This window comes from Calothrix anomala FACHB-343 (genome assembly GCF_014696435.1).
Classification (GTDB): domain Bacteria; phylum Cyanobacteriota; class Cyanobacteriia; order Cyanobacteriales; family Nostocaceae; genus Aulosira; species Aulosira anomala_A.
Genome location: NZ_JACJQG010000046.1, coordinates 34,046 through 49,151, shown reverse-complemented (window position 1 = coordinate 49,151; position 15,106 = coordinate 34,046). Strand labels below are relative to the sequence as shown.

The following is a 15,106-nucleotide window of genomic DNA, read 5'->3' as shown; positions in this document are numbered from 1 at the left end:
AATTTTTTACACTTTACACAAAATATAAAATGTCTTTTTATTAACTTTACAATCTCAGTAATACTTAAAACTCAATTACTCAATAGGAATTAGGTAATTGATTATTTCAATCACTATTTGGTTGAGATAATCAAAAGTCATCCTTTTTTGTGAGTAAAATTACATAAAAATCAAAATTTCCTACTTAACTTAGGTCGGAAAAAAATTGCAGTCATTGAACAATAGTGAAGACTAATGAGTAATTTAATAATTTTTACATAATTATCTGTAACACTGACAGATTAGGCAGTGATATTTTTAGAGACTTTAGTTGAGAGAATGTCCTTTGACGGTTGAGGTCGTAATTGAAAATGCGATCGCTCACAAAAGTGCAAAGGCAACCGCAGTCAGATTTCGCGATTAAAAAGCCCAAATTATTAACCCCGATGAAAGCTGTAATTCTGTTGTCTGGAGGATTAGACTCTTCCACAATTCTGTATCAAGCCAAAGCTGATGGCTATGAGTGCCACGCCCTTTCTTTTGATTATCGCCAGCGACATCAGCGAGAGTTACAGTCTGCCCTATTGGTAGCACAAAAAGCTGGGGTAGCAACACATCAGATAGTCAACTTTGATTTACGTCAATGGGGCGGTTCAGCCCTAACAGATGATGACATAGATTTACCACAGGAACGTTCCCTGACGGAAATGTCGCAAAATATTCCTGTAACTTATGTTCCTGCCCGAAATACAATCTTTTTAAGTTTTGCCCTCGCTTATGCAGAAACAATCACTGCCGAACGTGTCTATATTGGTGTTAATGCTTTAGATTACTCTGGTTATCCTGATTGTCGCCCCGACTATATCCAGGCGATGCAAGAAGTTTTTCGCTTAGGAACTAAGCAAGGTAGGGAGGGAGAAGCGATTACGATTGTTGCGCCCTTAATTAATTTGAAAAAAACCGAAATTATCCAGCTTGGTAATCAACTGGGCGTACCTTGGGAACTCACATGGTCTTGTTATGCTGGTGCTGATGTCGCCTGTGGTGTCTGTGATTCTTGCCGCCTCAGGCTAGCAGCCTTTGGGGAATTAGGTTTAAGTGACCCTGTGGCTTACGCTTAGTGGTAGCAGGGAGCAGGGAAGGGGGACAATTGTACAGACGCGATTCATCGCGTCTCTGCCCAATGCCCAATGCCCAATGCCCAATGCCCAATGCCCAATGCCCAATGCCCAATGCCCAATGCCCAATGCCCAATGCCCAATGCCCAATGCCCAATGCCCAATGCCCAATGCCCAACTCACTGACTTTCTGTCTCTTCCTTCAGCCGTCGTAGTTGGACTTGGTGCAACCGGGGGCCTATGACGGAAACTACGGTAAATTCCAGATTTTGAAAACTGAATGTTTCCCCTTTGGCGGGTAGTTTTTGCAGATGATACAGCAGAAAACCCCCCAGGGTTTGATATTCTTTTGCCAGAGGTAAATTCAAATTTAAAATGGCGTTGAGGTCTTCTAAGTTGATTTGTGCTTGCACGAGAAATGTTTGCTCATCTAACATTTGGATGAGTAAATCTTCAGTACTATCAAGTACACCTGCATCGCCAATAATTTCCGCAATCACATCTTGAAGTGTAACTAAGCCGACAATTCCGCCAAATTCATTCACCACCATCACCATAGCGGGCTTTTCTTGCTGCATCATTGGTAAAAGTTCGCTTAAGGGAGTGTGTTCGGGAACAAACCGGGCTGGACGCATCCAAGGTTGAATCGATGATTTTAAAGTCAGCTTACCTACAGCTAAAGGCTGTGCCATATCTTTAAAGTAAGCAATACCGCGAATATCGTCTAAAGAGTCGCCGATAATGGGGTAACGGGAATGACCAGTATCAGCCATTTCATGGAGGAATTGCTCAAATGTAGCGTCTTTAGGTAAGGCAACGATGCTGGTGCGGGGAATCATCACTTCTTGCACCTTGACATCGCCAAATTCAAAGATGTTATTCAGCAATTCTCGCTCAGAACGCTGTAAACCAGTGGATTCTCGTTCTGTAGAGATGATTAGCTGCAATTCTTCGGGGGTAACAGGTGGTCTCCAGCCTTGACCGGTGTATTCAATACCAAACAATCTTAACAGCCAGCGATTTGATTGGTTAAGAATCCAGATAAAGGGGCTGAAAAAACGGACGATCGCTTTGACTGAAGGCCCTAAAAATCTGGCAAGCTGTTCTGAATACAGCATCGCCACTGATTTAGGGCAGAGTTCTCCTAAAACTATTTGTAAATAGGCAATTAAAAAGAAAGCGATGGGGATAGAGAGAGAATGAGCGATCAACAGACTCATTTTTTGCGGTAAAGGCCAGGATTTCAACCATGCATCTACCAACAGCACAATTGTATTTTCGCCAATCCAGCCTAATGCCAAACTAGAAAGAGTAATGCCTAACTGGGTGGTAGATAGCAGGCGATCGATACTACGCTGCAACATTTCTACAGCGATCGCGGGAATGTCACCAGCTTGGACTAACTGATGGATACGCGATCGCCTCACTGTCACCATTGAAAACTCGGCTGTGACAAAAAAAGCATTGATGGTAATCAGTAGCAAAACTGATAACAATCGCAGCCCCACATCTGTCCAAATTAAACTAGGAAAACCACTCACCGCTACAGCTCGTGTACAACTTATGCACCCACTCTTGGATTGGTAATTTTAGATTTGGGAATTAGGGATGGTGGTTGCGATCGTTCCCCAGTTCCCAATACTACACAACAACAGTAACTTGACTCAGGAACTTGCTTACTCTAATAGCTTTAACATCGCCATCTCAATCTCAAATTTCCCATCCCTTATTTTCACAATTGCCTAGTTTATTTTTCTACCGGAATATTTGACACTTCCAACTTTAATTCTTGAGCAGGATAGTCTGTCAACGACAGAGAAATCTTACTGACATCATCAAGTAAAGCTGTGGGAATGCTCACTGTACCAGAAAACGTTGGCCCGTTAGCTGGTAATTCTGCTGGTAAACCCTCTGTACTGGCGCTAAGAGTACGTCCCTTATCATCGGTGACATCCAAGAAACTATATAAGAAGCGCACAGAATCAGCACCTTTATTCTGCATTTTCACTCTCAGGAGTAAATCTCCCCCAGAATAGCGTGCAGATTGGACAGCGAAAGTTACACCTTTATTTTCAGCTGTAACGGGAAATCCTTTTTGGGGTTTTTCTTCAGCTACTTCTGAAGGCTTTTCTTGTGGCTTTTGCTGATTATTAGTCTCCTCTTCATCTTCATCTAGTTTTTCGGATTTAGCAGCTTTGGTTTTACCTTCAATGCGTGCTTTAACAATTTTTAGTATTTCTTCTTCTCTTAAGAGTACTAAGCTTCCTGCTTGGGAGTTAGAGGATTTACTGGTAGTAAATTTACTGGTAGGACGACCATCTGGCGTAGTTACACCTTTGAGTGCGGAACTCCCTAAGGTGAACCCCCAAAATGCACTAACAGATCCTGCGCCCAACATCAGGGTTAACAAAATTAACGTAAGAAGTACAGTGGAATTTAGTTTCATCGCTCTGGCGCTGTTGGCAAATTAGCCTAGTTTATTTAAAAAACATCTTTAGACTGTTGACCTTGCCCATTTTAGACTTTAGATTACCGATTTGAGATTTTTTTGCTTGAGAACTTATTACAGCCTGAGTGCTAGTAACCTGCACATCCGCCTATATACCGAGTTTCCAGCCCTATCCATTCATCGGCAGGGTCAATCTAAAGTTTCCTATCATAATTGTGTACAATCGCCTACTGAGTTAGTCTGGACTATTTCATAATCAAATTATGTAGTAAAAAAATCTGCTAAACTATTATCCAGGGTACAAAAGCTGGTATAATCAGCGTACAATATATAATAAAAATCCGCCCAGGGTTGGCCGAGCGGTTGAGGCAGCGAACTCATAATTCGCCCAAGGCAGGTTCAACTCCTGCACCCTGGATTAAAAAATTTATAAAATTAGAGTGCTGAACTAGCATCAGCAGTCAGCACTGAGCAATCTTAACTGTGGCAATCTAGCCGTTGTAGTAAATTTTAAAAGCGAAACTCGGTGCCAACTTTCATCCGTTCAGCATTGCTGCGGGGAGACATGAGAATCGATGTACCGTAAGGATTAGGTAAATCTGGGGTACGCAGATAGGGATCGTTGGTAGCTTGCTGTGTCATCATATCCCGGTAAATCCCATTAATTAATTCACCATCACGGGCGATTTCGTTTTCTGGAAAAGTGTTGGAAAATGACCCAGCACCGAGAAAAGAGTCTAACTGCCGTTTTAAACTGCGATTGTCATAGAAATTCGGGTTATGACGAAAATAGGCTCGCTCCATAGCATCACTGTTGGTTTCATAATTGGATGTTGTGGTTTGAGCGTTGCTAACTGAAGGAACAGCAATAGTAGTAGCTACCAGTACTAAAAAAATACTTGAAGGTCGAAGTTTTATACCCATATTCATGACTCCTCAAATTTTGGGCAAATCTTAATTTATGCTTAAATTCAGAACACCGATCGGTTCAACCTTTGGTGTAGCACAATAATTAACCTCTTGTAATGACTTATTCTACTGAAACCGACAACTTATCCAATATTTGGGCGGCTACTGCTGACTTGACTACGCTGCGCCAAAATTTACTAGATTTATTTTGTCAACTGGCTTATCAAGAGGGTGATTTTGTTCTTTCTTCTGGGTTACGTAGTACTTACTACGTGAACAAAACACAAGTAACGCTACATCCCCAAGGCGCTTTAGCTGTAGGTAGGCTACTTTTTCCTTTATTACCTGGCGATACCCAAGCTGTAGCTGGTTTAACATTGGGTGCTGACCCCATTGTGACAGCAGTTAGCGTGGTTTCTGTGTATGAAAATCAACCAATTCCCGCGCTGATTATTCGTAAAGAAGCCAAAGGTTATGGAACCAAGGCTTATATTGAAGGGCCGAGTTTGCCAGAAGGTGCAAAGGTTGTAGTGTTGGAAGATGTAGTTACAACTGGCCAATCTGCACTGAAAGCAGTTAATCGTCTCCAAGAAGCAGGTTATACAGTTGAGGAAGTAATTGCACTAGTAGACAGATTGCAAGGAGGCGCAGAGTTATATCAGTCAGCAGGCTTAAAGTTTACAGCGTTATTTTCGATTGAAGAAATTCAGCAGCGGTATCGGGAATTAGGAAGTTAATTGACTGATGCAAGATGCGATCGCATTTTTACTTTGTTGGTAATTAACCGATCAAGAGTGCGATCGCATTTTTGATATTGTGAATAATTTCTCTGCATCTACAAATCAATGACAAAATCCGCAGACGTTAGTACAAAACGCTTAATTAGCCTCGCACCAGATAACTGGGTAAAGTGGGTTACAGGCATTCCTGATATTATCGCAGGTGAAATACTCAATTCAGAATTTCAATGGATCAGTCGAGAAAGTGACGTTTTAATTCGCGCGAAAAATCCCCAGTATGGTAATTTTTTAGTTCTCAATGAACTACAACTGCGTCCCACGCCAGAAATGCCCAGAAGAATGCGTGCTTATGCCGCACTTGCAGAAGAAAAATATAAATTACTAACATATCCTGTATTAATTAATATTTTGAAAACTGGCGATGCAGAAATACCTACAAGTTATGAAACCAATATTGCTGGTTTGCGGGCAATTCAAGATTATCGTGTCATCAATTTGTGGGAAGTTGATGTAAATATTGCTTTTGAACAGCCTTTACCATCTTTACTACCTTTTGTGCCAATTCTTAAAGGTGGTGAAAACGAATCAATCATTAGAGAAGCCTTAAGAATTCTCCGGGATGACGAACAGCTAAACCAACTTGAGACGGTTTTAGCATTTTTTGCTACGTTTGTATTAGAAAGCGCCCTAGTTCAAGAAATCATGAGGTGGGATATGGCTGTATTGCGCGAATCGCCTTGGTATCAAGAAATATTAAAACAAGGACGACAGGAAGGTACTGAATTAGCATTGCAGGGTATCGAGATTCTATTAGAGATGAAGTTTGGTAGTACAGGTTTAGAATTGATGCCAATAATCTCTCAAATAAATGATTTAGAAAGATTAAAATCGATTCAACAGGCGATTAAAACTGCTAATTCAGTTGAGGATTTACGACAAATTCTTTAGTGCTGGATAAGTGCATTCCTAATAACTTCACCTACCAATGTATAACTAAGCAGTATGCATTGGAATTCGCTGTTCTCGGCAAGTCCGTTCGTAAATACTATCTAGTTCTACTGGTAAACAAATTTCACCATGCAACCACAATGGTAAAGTCGGTAGCATACTACCTACATTCAGTTTTTCTTGCCAAATATCTAGTTTATACTGCCCATTTTGTTGGATGGGTCGATAGGCAGTAGCATAAAGTTCAGCATTAAAAAGCAATGCATTATTTTCTGCGACACGGGTTAATAATTCATTGTGGAGATTTGTCTTCCGTTCTGTTACAACATCAACAATTACTAAACCAATACCTTGTCGTAAATAGGTTTCACATTTAGAAACAAAAGCATTGCGATGAGTAGAACGGTCTTTATTAGCAGGACTGACTAGTTCTATTGCTCCGGCTAAAGTTGGGCCAGCCTCAGTATTAAAAATATTTACTTCTACTGTTTCATCTGTGGGTAGAAAAGCTATTGTTTGATCGGGTGGTGGCGGACTCCAAATATTATAAATATTTTTTGATTCCTGCCATGACTCTTCAAAAGCTGCTATATCAATTTCAATGCCAAATTGTACATTTGGTTCAGCAAAATAACCTTCTGGCAATTTAGCATTTAAATCAGATGCAATATAAGTCGCCCAGGCATTATGAAATGCGTGCCAGTGACGGCGAATTGAGAGTGGTGGACGAAAATGGTCTTGCAGCATCATATTTCTACATTCCCAGTGCCATACTCTTAGCAAGTTAGTTCACGATGCATTCGGTAACGTTTACTCGTCGAAAGAAGAACGCATTTCTTATATTATCTTGTTTACGTTTAGTTAGTATTGATACAAATTAACTTTACTTATTTACAGATTAGCGATTAAATTGAAAATAGCTCTTCAAGGCTTGATTACATGGGTGATGAGGGTGACATTCAACGTCAGCGCGAAGCTGTATTTCAGCCAGAATTTATAGAAGACTTAGAATACTGGGTTGACAAAGACCGGAAAATGGCGCTGCGTATACTTAAAATAGTCAAAGAAATTTTACGAGATCCTTTTGAAGGCATTGGTAAGCCTGAACCGTTAAAATATGAGTATTCTGGATGCTGGTCGCGTCGTATCAATCAAGAACATCGGCTTGTTTACCTAGTAAGCGATGACAGAATTGATTTTCTTAAAGCTCGATATCATTACGAATAAGTATGTAGCTTTAAAAAGTTGAAAAAATAGTCAAGAAATGTAAATTATTATGTCAATTAAAATTACATCAGAAGAAGCCGCTAAAAATTTAGACACCATTTGTAATCAACTTATTGACACCAATGAAGTAGTTAGAATTAGCCGACCTGATGGTAAAAATGTTGTATTAATTTCTGAAACTGAATTAGAAAGCTTACTAGAAACACTTTATTTACTTCGCTTTCCAGCAAATTCTACTCGTTTATTTACTGCTTTACAACGTGCAAAAGAAAAAATTGTTAAGCCTCAATCTGTTAGCGAATTATACGAAAGGTTAGGGTTACAGGAAGAAGATAAAAGTAGTGATATCAACTTAGCTAGTTAGCTAAAAGTTTTATTGTTAGGGAATGATTTTATCGATTTTTCTTTACGTCTTTGCACCTAGCCTACGGAAACTACTTTGTAAAATGCGTGCAACGCAATTCATATTTTTATTGTGCAATCCCATTTTTAAAGATGTATATAATTAGCCTGCGAAGGCAGGCTTTGTATTGATAGCCCCACCCTTATAGGGTGAGGGCTATCTGATTAACTTTGTGTCACTGCTTCCTTATCTTTCGCCAAGAACTTCTCAAGTTCTGTCAACGCATCAGCATCAACTTTGGTTTGCATGGGACAGAACTTAGGCCCGCACATAGAACAAAATTCAGCAGTTTTATAAATATCTGCTGGTAAAGTTTCATCGTGATATTCTTTAGCTCTTTCTGGATCGAGTGATAATTCAAATTGACGATTCCAGTCAAAGTTATAACGGGCTTTCGACAATTCATCATCTCTATCTCTAGCACCTTGACGATGTCTAGCGATATCGGCGGCATGTGCGGCAATTTTATAAGCGATTAAGCCATTGCGCACATCTTCAGCATTGGGTAAACCCAAGTGTTCTTTGGGCGTGACATAGCACAACATTGCTGTACCATACCAACCAGCCATTGCAGCACCAATCGCTGAGGTAATATGGTCATAACCAGGAGCAATATCTGTCACCAATGGCCCCAACACATAGAAAGGCGCTTCGGAACACTCTTCCATTTGCTTGCGGACATTAAACTCAATTTGATCCATTGGTACATGTCCAGGCCCTTCTACCATTACCTGAACATTATCTTCCCAAGCTCTACGGGTTAGCTGTCCGAGGGTTTTCAATTCGGCTAATTGGGCAGCATCTGAGGCATCATGAGTACAGCCAGGGCGGAGAGAATCACCTAAACTAAAGGAAACATCGTATTTTTTGAAAATTTCAATGATGTCCCGGAAGTGTGTGTATAGCGGATTTTGTTTGTGGTGATGCAGCATCCACCGCGCTAAAATACCGCCACCACGAGAGACAATTCCTGTAATCCGGCTTCTGACTAAAGGTAAATGTTCTAGCAAAATTCCCGCATGGATAGTTTGATAATCTACCCCTTGCTGGGCGTGTTTTTCGATGACATGAAGAAAGTCATCGGGAGTAAGTTTCTCAATTGTGCCGTGAACGCTTTCTAAAGCTTGATAAACGGGTACCGTACCAATAGGAACAGGTGAAGCTTGAATAATCGCGGTACGAATTTCATCTAAGTTACCGCCGCCTGTGGACAAGTCCATTACGGTATCAGCACCATACTTAACCGCTAGTTTGAGTTTATCCACTTCTTCTTGAAGATTGGAAGAGTTGGGAGAAGCACCGATATTAGCATTTACCTTACATTTAGAGGCAATACCAATAGCCATTGGCTCTAAATTGGTGTGATTAATATTAGCAGGGATAATCATTCGCCCCCGCGCCACTTCCTCACGAATGAGATCCGCAGGAAGGTTTTCCCGTTGGGCGACGTAGTGCATTTCTTCTGTGATGACACCCTGACGCGCGTAGTGCATTTGAGTTACATTGCTCTGCCCACGACGCTTGGCAACCCATTCTGTCCGCATATTGAATTCCTCGATAAACAGCTTCCCTCCGCTGGTATTACCCAGACTCAGGTGTTAAGGGTGTGATCTCAGCCTAGTTATTCAGGCACCCCTAGCATGGATGTAGATTGTACCATTTTGCTTATGGCTGCAAGCAATGCTGTTAACAATTCCTGAGGTGAGAGAAAAAGCTGTTAACAACTTTCTTGAAAATAGCGTTGACTGTTGACTGTTGACTGTTGACTGGAAAGAGAAATTTTCACGGTTGGTTGTGAGATTGTCTCGTGATTAGCTGATTAGTATAAAGCGATCGCACTCACCCTCAACTATCTAACTTGTCAACTAGCAGATGGATGATTTTTATAGCCAATCCTCATCTTTTCCTCATTTTTAATTGCTATAAGCGACACAGGTATACATTGAACCTATACAGTACTCCCCGGCTGTTGCGTCGGGGTTTTTTCTTATAGCATGATGCGATCGCTATCTTTGAGCAAGTCTTAATTAACCAGCAAGTAACACCAAGCGATCGCCTTTTTGACACTTCACCCATGCTGGTTGTAAATACTTAGGTACAGATTTATCGCATCATCAACAATTTAGAACTTGGCATAATTAATTTTTTACTATATTTTTGTTCTCAAAATGCCCGAAATCGTGCTTTATTCTAGTAAGCCAGTAGAGGGTGTGCCGGGATGATGGGAATGTGAAAAGGTAGGAAAAGTGGGGAGAATATCGAAAAAGCTGCCTTCCCAATGCCCCATGCCCAATGCCCAATGCCCAATGCCCAATGCCCAATGCCCAATGCCCCATGCCCAATAACAATAGATATATTATTTTTCATAAACCCTATGGCGTTCTGAGCCAGTTTACCCAGGAAACACCCAAACACCGTACCCTAAAAGAATATATTCCCGTTCCTGATGTTTATCCTGTGGGGCGTTTAGATTGGGATAGTGAAGGCTTACTGCTGCTCACCAATAATGGACAATTGCAACATCGTCTTGCCAATCCAAAATTTGGCCATGAACGTACATATTGGGTACAGGTAGAACGCATCCCCGATGCAGAGGCTATAAATAAGTTGCAAACTGGGGTAAAAGTTCAAGATTACCGTACTCGACCAGCTAAAGTACAGTTATTACTAGAACAACCACCTGTAAGCGATCGCAATCCACCAATTAGATTTCGCCAAAATATACCAACAGCTTGGCTAGAAATGACTCTCACTGAGGGAAAAAATCGACAAGTGCGGCGGATGACTGCTGCTGTAGGATTTCCAACTTTGCGATTAATTCGCGTGAGTATCGCTCACTTACAATTAGATGGTTTAGAACTAGGTCAATGGCGTGACCTCACAGATTCAGAAATTAACATGTTTTCTCAGTTAGGGAATAAATCCTGAGTCAATTTTCCAATTAATTTCTGTATCTATTTAATAAGTATTATTGCTTATTTTTTCTCAATAAAAATTGTCCAGTCAAACTCTGCGGATGAGGCTGTGTTTCAGGCTGTATATATAAAATAAATTTTTTCTCTGGAATTAACTAGGGAAAAAATGTAGCCTAGTAAACATAATTTACTCCTTAACTTGAGCTAAAAATTCACAAACGATAAAACAGTGTTGTAGTTTGTTACATAAGTTTTTATTTTCATTTTTTGACAAAAATCTCAGCAAAAGCCTTATAATATTCTTTTTTTTATTCCTGCCGATATCTACGTCAACCCTTGGGTGCAAGTGATTAAATCTTATGAGCCTTAATCAGCAATCTATTTGGCATGAAAATCGCCAACCACAAGATATCTTATCTACAACCCCTGCACGCTTGGAACTTGTGCCTGAACGACCCTGCGATTTACACATTTGTACAGCAGAAACCTTGCATTGTCTGCAACAGGAACTTAACTTGTATCGTAGGCTTTATGAAAATATTCCTTCTGTATATTTTAGTTTGGATACAACAGGAATAATTTTGTCAGTCAATAAGTTTGGCGCTAACTGTCTGGGATATACCGTAGAGGAATTGCTCGATCAATCTGTTTTTAATTTATTTACACAATCAGACAGACAAAAATTATTTCAAGCATTTAAAACACTATTAAATAGTACCACTGATAGAGAAATTACCAATTGGGAGTTTCGCTTAAATTGTCCCGCCAGCAAGATTTTTTGGGTAAAAGTAGTTGCTCGTTTATTACCAGAAGAAGAGATAAATTATCTCATAGATGAAAGCTTGAGCGATGAATGTCCTCCGAAAAAGCCACAAATTCTCATGGTTTTAGAAGACATTACTGCTCATAAACAAGCAGAAGATGCATTACGAGAAAGCGAACAACGCTTTCATACTATGGCTAATACCGCACCAGTAATGTTATGGATGGCGGGAGTAGATGGCCTATTTAATTTTTTTAATCAATCTTGGTTAAAATTTACTGGCCGGACTATGGAACAGCAGCAAGGTTTAGGTTGGCTAGAAGGAGTTCATCCCCAAGATCAAGAATTCTGTCAAGAAATTTATGATTCAGCCTTCCATGCCAGAGGTAAATTTGAGATGGAATACCGACTGATGCGTCATGATGGCGAATATCGTTGGATTTTAGATACTGGCGTACCTCGGTTTACACCTGATGGCAAGTTTGTTGGTTACATAGGATGTTGCATAGATATTACAGAGCGTAAATTAGCAGAAGTCGCGCTTAAACATAGCCAAGCATCTGTACAGGCGCAATTAGAAGAAATGGAAGGACTAAATCGCCTCAAAGATGAATTTCTCAGTACAGTTTCTCACGAACTCCGCACGCCACTTACCAATATGAAAATGGCGATTCAAATGCTGGGTATCGCGCTCAATCAAGAGCAAAACTTTATGATAGAGATGGCCAAGCCACAAGCACAACGCTCGAAAGCGGCTCGCTATTATGAAATTTTAGATAATGAATGCGATCGCGAAATTAATCTCATTAGTAATTTTCTAGATTTACAAAGATTGGATACAACAACTAAACCCTTAGTGCTGGAAACAATTCAAATACAGCAATGGCTGTGGCGAGTAGTTGAACTCTTTAAAGCACGCAATCGCAACTCTAGCCAGCAAAAATTGCGCCTCAGCGTCGCCGCTAATCTCCCAACTTTTGTCTGCGATCCCTTTAGTCTAGAACGCATTTTAATAGAATTACTCACCAATGCTTGTAAATTCAGCCCTCCAGATGCAGAAATTACAATTTCCGCCCAATTAAAAACTCCCAATCTCCAATTTCAAGTGATTAATTCGGGTGTAGAAATTCCTAGTTCCGAATTACCGCGGATTTTCGATAAATTTTACCGCATTCCTAGCAACGACCCCTGGAAGCAGGGTGGTACAGGACTAGGTTTAGCATTAGTACAGAAGCTCACCAAGTATTTAGGAGGAACAATCGAAGTAGAAAGCGGGTCAAACCTTACCTGTTTTACAATTCAGTTACCGCTCAATCATGAGGTGTAAAGGAGATTTTGCCAGAGTTATTAGTCATTTATTTAACGCCTGCTTCCTTGTCTTCCTTCCCTTACACCCCAATGTTAGAAAAATTAGCTTGCGAATATCTAAAATATTTAGCTAATATGCGTCACAATTAATACTGCTACTAAAATTCGCTGTGAAACCGCAATTTTTTATTAGGTCTACTTTAGGCAGGGGTAGCCAGTTGTGGCACTATGAATTTGAAGTGGCTAGAAGCACCTTGGAACGGGAATGAGGAACTTCCACTATGCTGATTTGCCCTCAGTGTAAATTTGAAAACTCTAATACCAATAAATTCTGCCAAAACTGTGGTGCATCACTGACACAGAAATTCTGTCCTGAATGCAGTACCTCAGTACCTGTAAACGCACAAAATTGTCCTAACTGCGGCGCAGATTGTGGAACAGTCTGGCTGGCTATTATTGCCAAACAGCCGACTGTCATCGGAGAAATAAGTACTGGGGACTATGGGAAAAATGAGGAAGTAGAAAAAGATGAGGGTGCAATATCATCGCCATCTGCTGTACCTGTTAGCGCTCCACTGGTAGTAGGCTCTTATTTAGACCCAGAGCAACGCTATCAGTTATTAGAGCCACTACCCAGCTTAGAAGAACTTGCCCCTGATGCTGAGGTGTGTATTCAAGTTATTGACTGCCAACCATATCAAATTTCCCCACTGGCGACAATGTTAGAAAATCGCCAAAAGGGCCTGGTAACACCATCAGTAGAAGCAACGGCAATTCCCCAACTGGCTAAACCTTATATTGCTTTACAAGCACAAGGGAATCCAGGAATTCCAGAAATTCATGATGCATGGCAACAAGGCGATATACAAGTCGTACTCATCCCAGACAAGTCCCATTGGCCGCATTTACTTGACCGATGGCAAGAAAACACAACCAGTTCATTGCAAATTTTACATTGGTGTTATCAAATGACCCAATTGTGGACATTGCTAGAACCAGTCAATTGTTGTCAAAGTCTGTTGGATCTATCAAATTTGCTCTTAGATGAAGACCAAACATTGACTCTAGGGCGCTTATATTCTGCGCCATTAACTAAGTATATTAATACTAATGTATCGGTAGACAATAACGAACAGCAAGCAGGGGAACCAGAACAGCTTTTAACAATCCAAGCGTTGGGGAGAGTTTGGCAGGCACTATTTAGACAGTCGCAACGGACTCAATTTGGTTCTATAGTCCAGATGTTAGGAGATTTAGAACTCGGTAAAATTGAGACGATCGCACAATTGCGATCGCGTTTAGAAGAAATGTCTACAGAAATAGTCGCCTCTACATGGGAAACTTTACCGCCTACCGAAGAACAGTACCCTAGCGCACCAACCATGCTGCAAGTAGATGAGCTAGACAATTTCAACTCAAAAAGCGAAGATATGCCTACAGTTGTCTTGCCGATGCAGCTTAGTAGCTTGCAAGATGCGGGACAAACTGATGTTGGTCGTCAACGTCATCACAATGAAGACTACTTTGGCATTGAAAGTAATATTAATAAACTAGAGTTACCCAAAACTCGCGTTCTTCAAGCTCGTGGCTTATATATTCTCTGTGACGGTATGGGCGGTCATGCTGGTGGTGAAATAGCTAGCGAATTGGCAGTCAGTACGATCAGGCAGTACTTTCAACAGCAATGGATAGACAACCAACTGCCAACAGAAGATGAGATTCGCGAAGCAGTATATCTCGCCAATCAGGCAATTTACGATCTCAATCAAAAAGATGCTCGTTCTGGGGTGGGACGCATGGGTACTACCCTAGTCATGCTGCTAATTCAGGACAGCCACGCCGCCGTTGCTCATGTGGGAGATAGCCGTCTCTATTCCATCACTCATAAACGCGGACTGGAACAAATCACCATCGACCACGAAGTCGGTCAACGAGAAATTACTAGGGGAGTAGATGCTAGCATCGCTTACGCCCGTCCCGATGCTTACCAACTTACTCAAGCTTTAGGGCCCCGTGACGAACACTCAATAAATCCTGATGTAGACTTTTTTGAGATTAATGAAGATACTCTCTTCTTACTAGCCTCGGACGGTTTATCGGATAATGATTTATTAGAAAGCCATTGGCAGACGCACTTATTGCCTCTGCTTGGTTCTGGGACAAACCTAGAAGCAGGTGTCACAGACCTAATTGATTTAGCCAATCAATACAATGGCCATGACAATATTACTGCTATCCTGATCAGGGCAAAAGTGCGTCCCAATCTCGATAGTCAAAGATAAATCGGGGCTAGGAATTGTACAGACGCGATTAATCGCGTCTCTACCCAATGACCCAATGCCCCAAG

13 protein-coding genes, 1 tRNA gene and 1 riboswitch are annotated in these 15,106 nt (G+C 40.9%); of the genes, 9 read left to right on the top strand and 5 right to left on the bottom strand.

What is annotated here, in order from left to right; genetic code table 11:
- The first annotated feature begins 425 nt into the window (after positions 1-425).
- Entirely contained in the window at positions 426-1,100 is a 675-nt protein-coding gene (gene queC / locus H6G08_RS23620) for a 7-cyano-7-deazaguanine synthase QueC (RefSeq protein WP_190547333.1), read from the top strand.
- Between the two features lie 176 nt (positions 1,101-1,276).
- Here queC and H6G08_RS23615 read toward each other — a convergent pair whose 3' ends face one another.
- On the bottom strand, positions 1,277-2,638 hold the full coding sequence (locus H6G08_RS23615) for a hemolysin family protein (protein ID WP_190547327.1): 1,362 nt from the start codon (positions 2,636-2,638) through the stop codon (positions 1,277-1,279).
- Positions 2,639-2,844: 206 nt separating this feature from the next.
- Entirely contained in the window at positions 2,845-3,543 is a 699-nt protein-coding gene (locus tag H6G08_RS23610; RefSeq protein ID WP_190547326.1) for a hypothetical protein, read from the bottom strand.
- A gap of 348 nt (positions 3,544-3,891) precedes the next feature.
- On the opposite strand from H6G08_RS23610, the gene H6G08_RS23605 reads away from it, so the two are divergent.
- A tRNA-Ile gene (locus tag H6G08_RS23605) sits at positions 3,892-3,964 on the top strand.
- A 92-nt stretch (positions 3,965-4,056) separates the two neighbouring features.
- Here the strand turns inward: H6G08_RS23605 and H6G08_RS23600 are convergent.
- Positions 4,057-4,470 carry a hypothetical protein gene (locus tag H6G08_RS23600; RefSeq protein ID WP_190547324.1) on the bottom strand — a complete coding sequence of 138 codons (414 nt, stop codon included), beginning with the start codon at positions 4,468-4,470 and terminating at the stop codon, positions 4,057-4,059.
- A gap of 101 nt (positions 4,471-4,571) precedes the next feature.
- Between H6G08_RS23600 and pyrE the strand changes: the two genes are divergently transcribed.
- Both pyrE and H6G08_RS23590 read left to right on the top strand, forming a co-directional pair.
- Entirely contained in the window at positions 4,572-5,192 is a 621-nt protein-coding gene (gene pyrE / locus H6G08_RS23595) for an orotate phosphoribosyltransferase (RefSeq protein ID WP_190547322.1), read from the top strand.
- 108 nt (positions 5,193-5,300) lie between these two features.
- Positions 5,301-6,143 carry an RpnC/YadD family protein gene (locus tag H6G08_RS23590; protein ID WP_190547320.1) on the top strand — a complete coding sequence of 281 codons (843 nt, stop codon included), beginning with the start codon at positions 5,301-5,303 and terminating at the stop codon, positions 6,141-6,143.
- Positions 6,144-6,188: 45 nt separating this feature from the next.
- On the opposite strand, the gene H6G08_RS23585 is transcribed toward H6G08_RS23590, so the two are convergent.
- Complete coding sequence (locus H6G08_RS23585) at positions 6,189-6,893, bottom strand: DUF4058 family protein (RefSeq protein ID WP_190547319.1); 705 nt, start codon at positions 6,891-6,893, stop codon at positions 6,189-6,191.
- A 189-nt stretch (positions 6,894-7,082) separates the two neighbouring features.
- On the opposite strand from H6G08_RS23585, the gene H6G08_RS23580 reads away from it, so the two are divergent.
- Positions 7,083-7,370: a Txe/YoeB family addiction module toxin gene (locus tag H6G08_RS23580; protein WP_190547318.1), complete on the top strand. Its 288-nt coding sequence runs from the start codon at positions 7,083-7,085 to the stop codon at positions 7,368-7,370.
- 49 nt (positions 7,371-7,419) lie between these two features.
- Positions 7,420-7,734, top strand: coding sequence for a type II toxin-antitoxin system Phd/YefM family antitoxin (locus tag H6G08_RS23575; protein ID WP_190547316.1), 315 nt, complete (start codon positions 7,420-7,422; stop codon positions 7,732-7,734).
- Between the two features lie 203 nt (positions 7,735-7,937).
- Here H6G08_RS23575 and thiC read toward each other — a convergent pair whose 3' ends face one another.
- Positions 7,938-9,317 (bottom strand): phosphomethylpyrimidine synthase, encoded by a 1,380-nt coding sequence (gene thiC, locus H6G08_RS23570; protein WP_190547315.1) that lies wholly within the window; start codon positions 9,315-9,317, stop codon positions 7,938-7,940.
- A gap of 6 nt (positions 9,318-9,323) precedes the next feature.
- Positions 9,324-9,420, bottom strand: a riboswitch (TPP riboswitch).
- A gap of 687 nt (positions 9,421-10,107) precedes the next feature.
- Between thiC and H6G08_RS23565 the strand changes: the two genes are divergently transcribed.
- From H6G08_RS23565 to H6G08_RS23555, 3 genes are all read left to right on the top strand, one after another.
- Positions 10,108-10,701 (top strand): rRNA large subunit pseudouridine synthase E, encoded by a 594-nt coding sequence (locus tag H6G08_RS23565; RefSeq protein ID WP_190547380.1) that lies wholly within the window; start codon positions 10,108-10,110, stop codon positions 10,699-10,701.
- Positions 10,702-11,047: 346 nt separating this feature from the next.
- The gene (locus H6G08_RS23560; protein ID WP_190547314.1) at positions 11,048-12,778 is read left to right on the top strand and encodes a sensor histidine kinase; all 1,731 of its coding nucleotides are present in this window, start codon (positions 11,048-11,050) and stop codon (positions 12,776-12,778) included.
- Positions 12,779-13,040: 262 nt separating this feature from the next.
- Positions 13,041-15,041, top strand: a complete 2,001-nt coding sequence (locus tag H6G08_RS23555) for a serine/threonine phosphatase (RefSeq protein WP_190547313.1) — start codon at positions 13,041-13,043, stop codon at positions 15,039-15,041.
- Positions 15,042-15,106: the final 65 nt, after the last annotated feature.

What these genes read in the sequence shown, in the direction of transcription:
- queC (WP_190547333.1), top strand. Translation starts at nt 426, where the DNA reads ATGAAAGCTGTAATTCTGTTGTCTGGAGGATTAGACTCTTCCACAATT.
- H6G08_RS23610 (WP_190547326.1), bottom strand. Translation starts at nt 3,543, where the DNA reads ATGAAACTAAATTCCACTGTACTTCTTACGTTAATTTTGTTAACCCTG.
- H6G08_RS23600 (WP_190547324.1), bottom strand. Translation starts at nt 4,470, where the DNA reads ATGGGTATAAAACTTCGACCTTCAAGTATTTTTTTAGTACTGGTAGCT.
- pyrE (WP_190547322.1), top strand. Translation starts at nt 4,572, where the DNA reads ATGACTTATTCTACTGAAACCGACAACTTATCCAATATTTGGGCGGCT.
- H6G08_RS23590 (WP_190547320.1), top strand. Translation starts at nt 5,301, where the DNA reads ATGACAAAATCCGCAGACGTTAGTACAAAACGCTTAATTAGCCTCGCA.
- H6G08_RS23585 (WP_190547319.1), bottom strand. Translation starts at nt 6,893, where the DNA reads ATGATGCTGCAAGACCATTTTCGTCCACCACTCTCAATTCGCCGTCAC.
- H6G08_RS23580 (WP_190547318.1), top strand. Translation starts at nt 7,083, where the DNA reads ATGGGTGATGAGGGTGACATTCAACGTCAGCGCGAAGCTGTATTTCAG.
- H6G08_RS23575 (WP_190547316.1), top strand. Translation starts at nt 7,420, where the DNA reads ATGTCAATTAAAATTACATCAGAAGAAGCCGCTAAAAATTTAGACACC.
- thiC (WP_190547315.1), bottom strand. Translation starts at nt 9,317, where the DNA reads ATGCGGACAGAATGGGTTGCCAAGCGTCGTGGGCAGAGCAATGTAACT.
- H6G08_RS23565 (WP_190547380.1), top strand. Translation starts at nt 10,108, where the DNA reads ATGCCCAATAACAATAGATATATTATTTTTCATAAACCCTATGGCGTT.
- H6G08_RS23560 (WP_190547314.1), top strand. Translation starts at nt 11,048, where the DNA reads ATGAGCCTTAATCAGCAATCTATTTGGCATGAAAATCGCCAACCACAA.
- H6G08_RS23555 (WP_190547313.1), top strand. Translation starts at nt 13,041, where the DNA reads ATGCTGATTTGCCCTCAGTGTAAATTTGAAAACTCTAATACCAATAAA.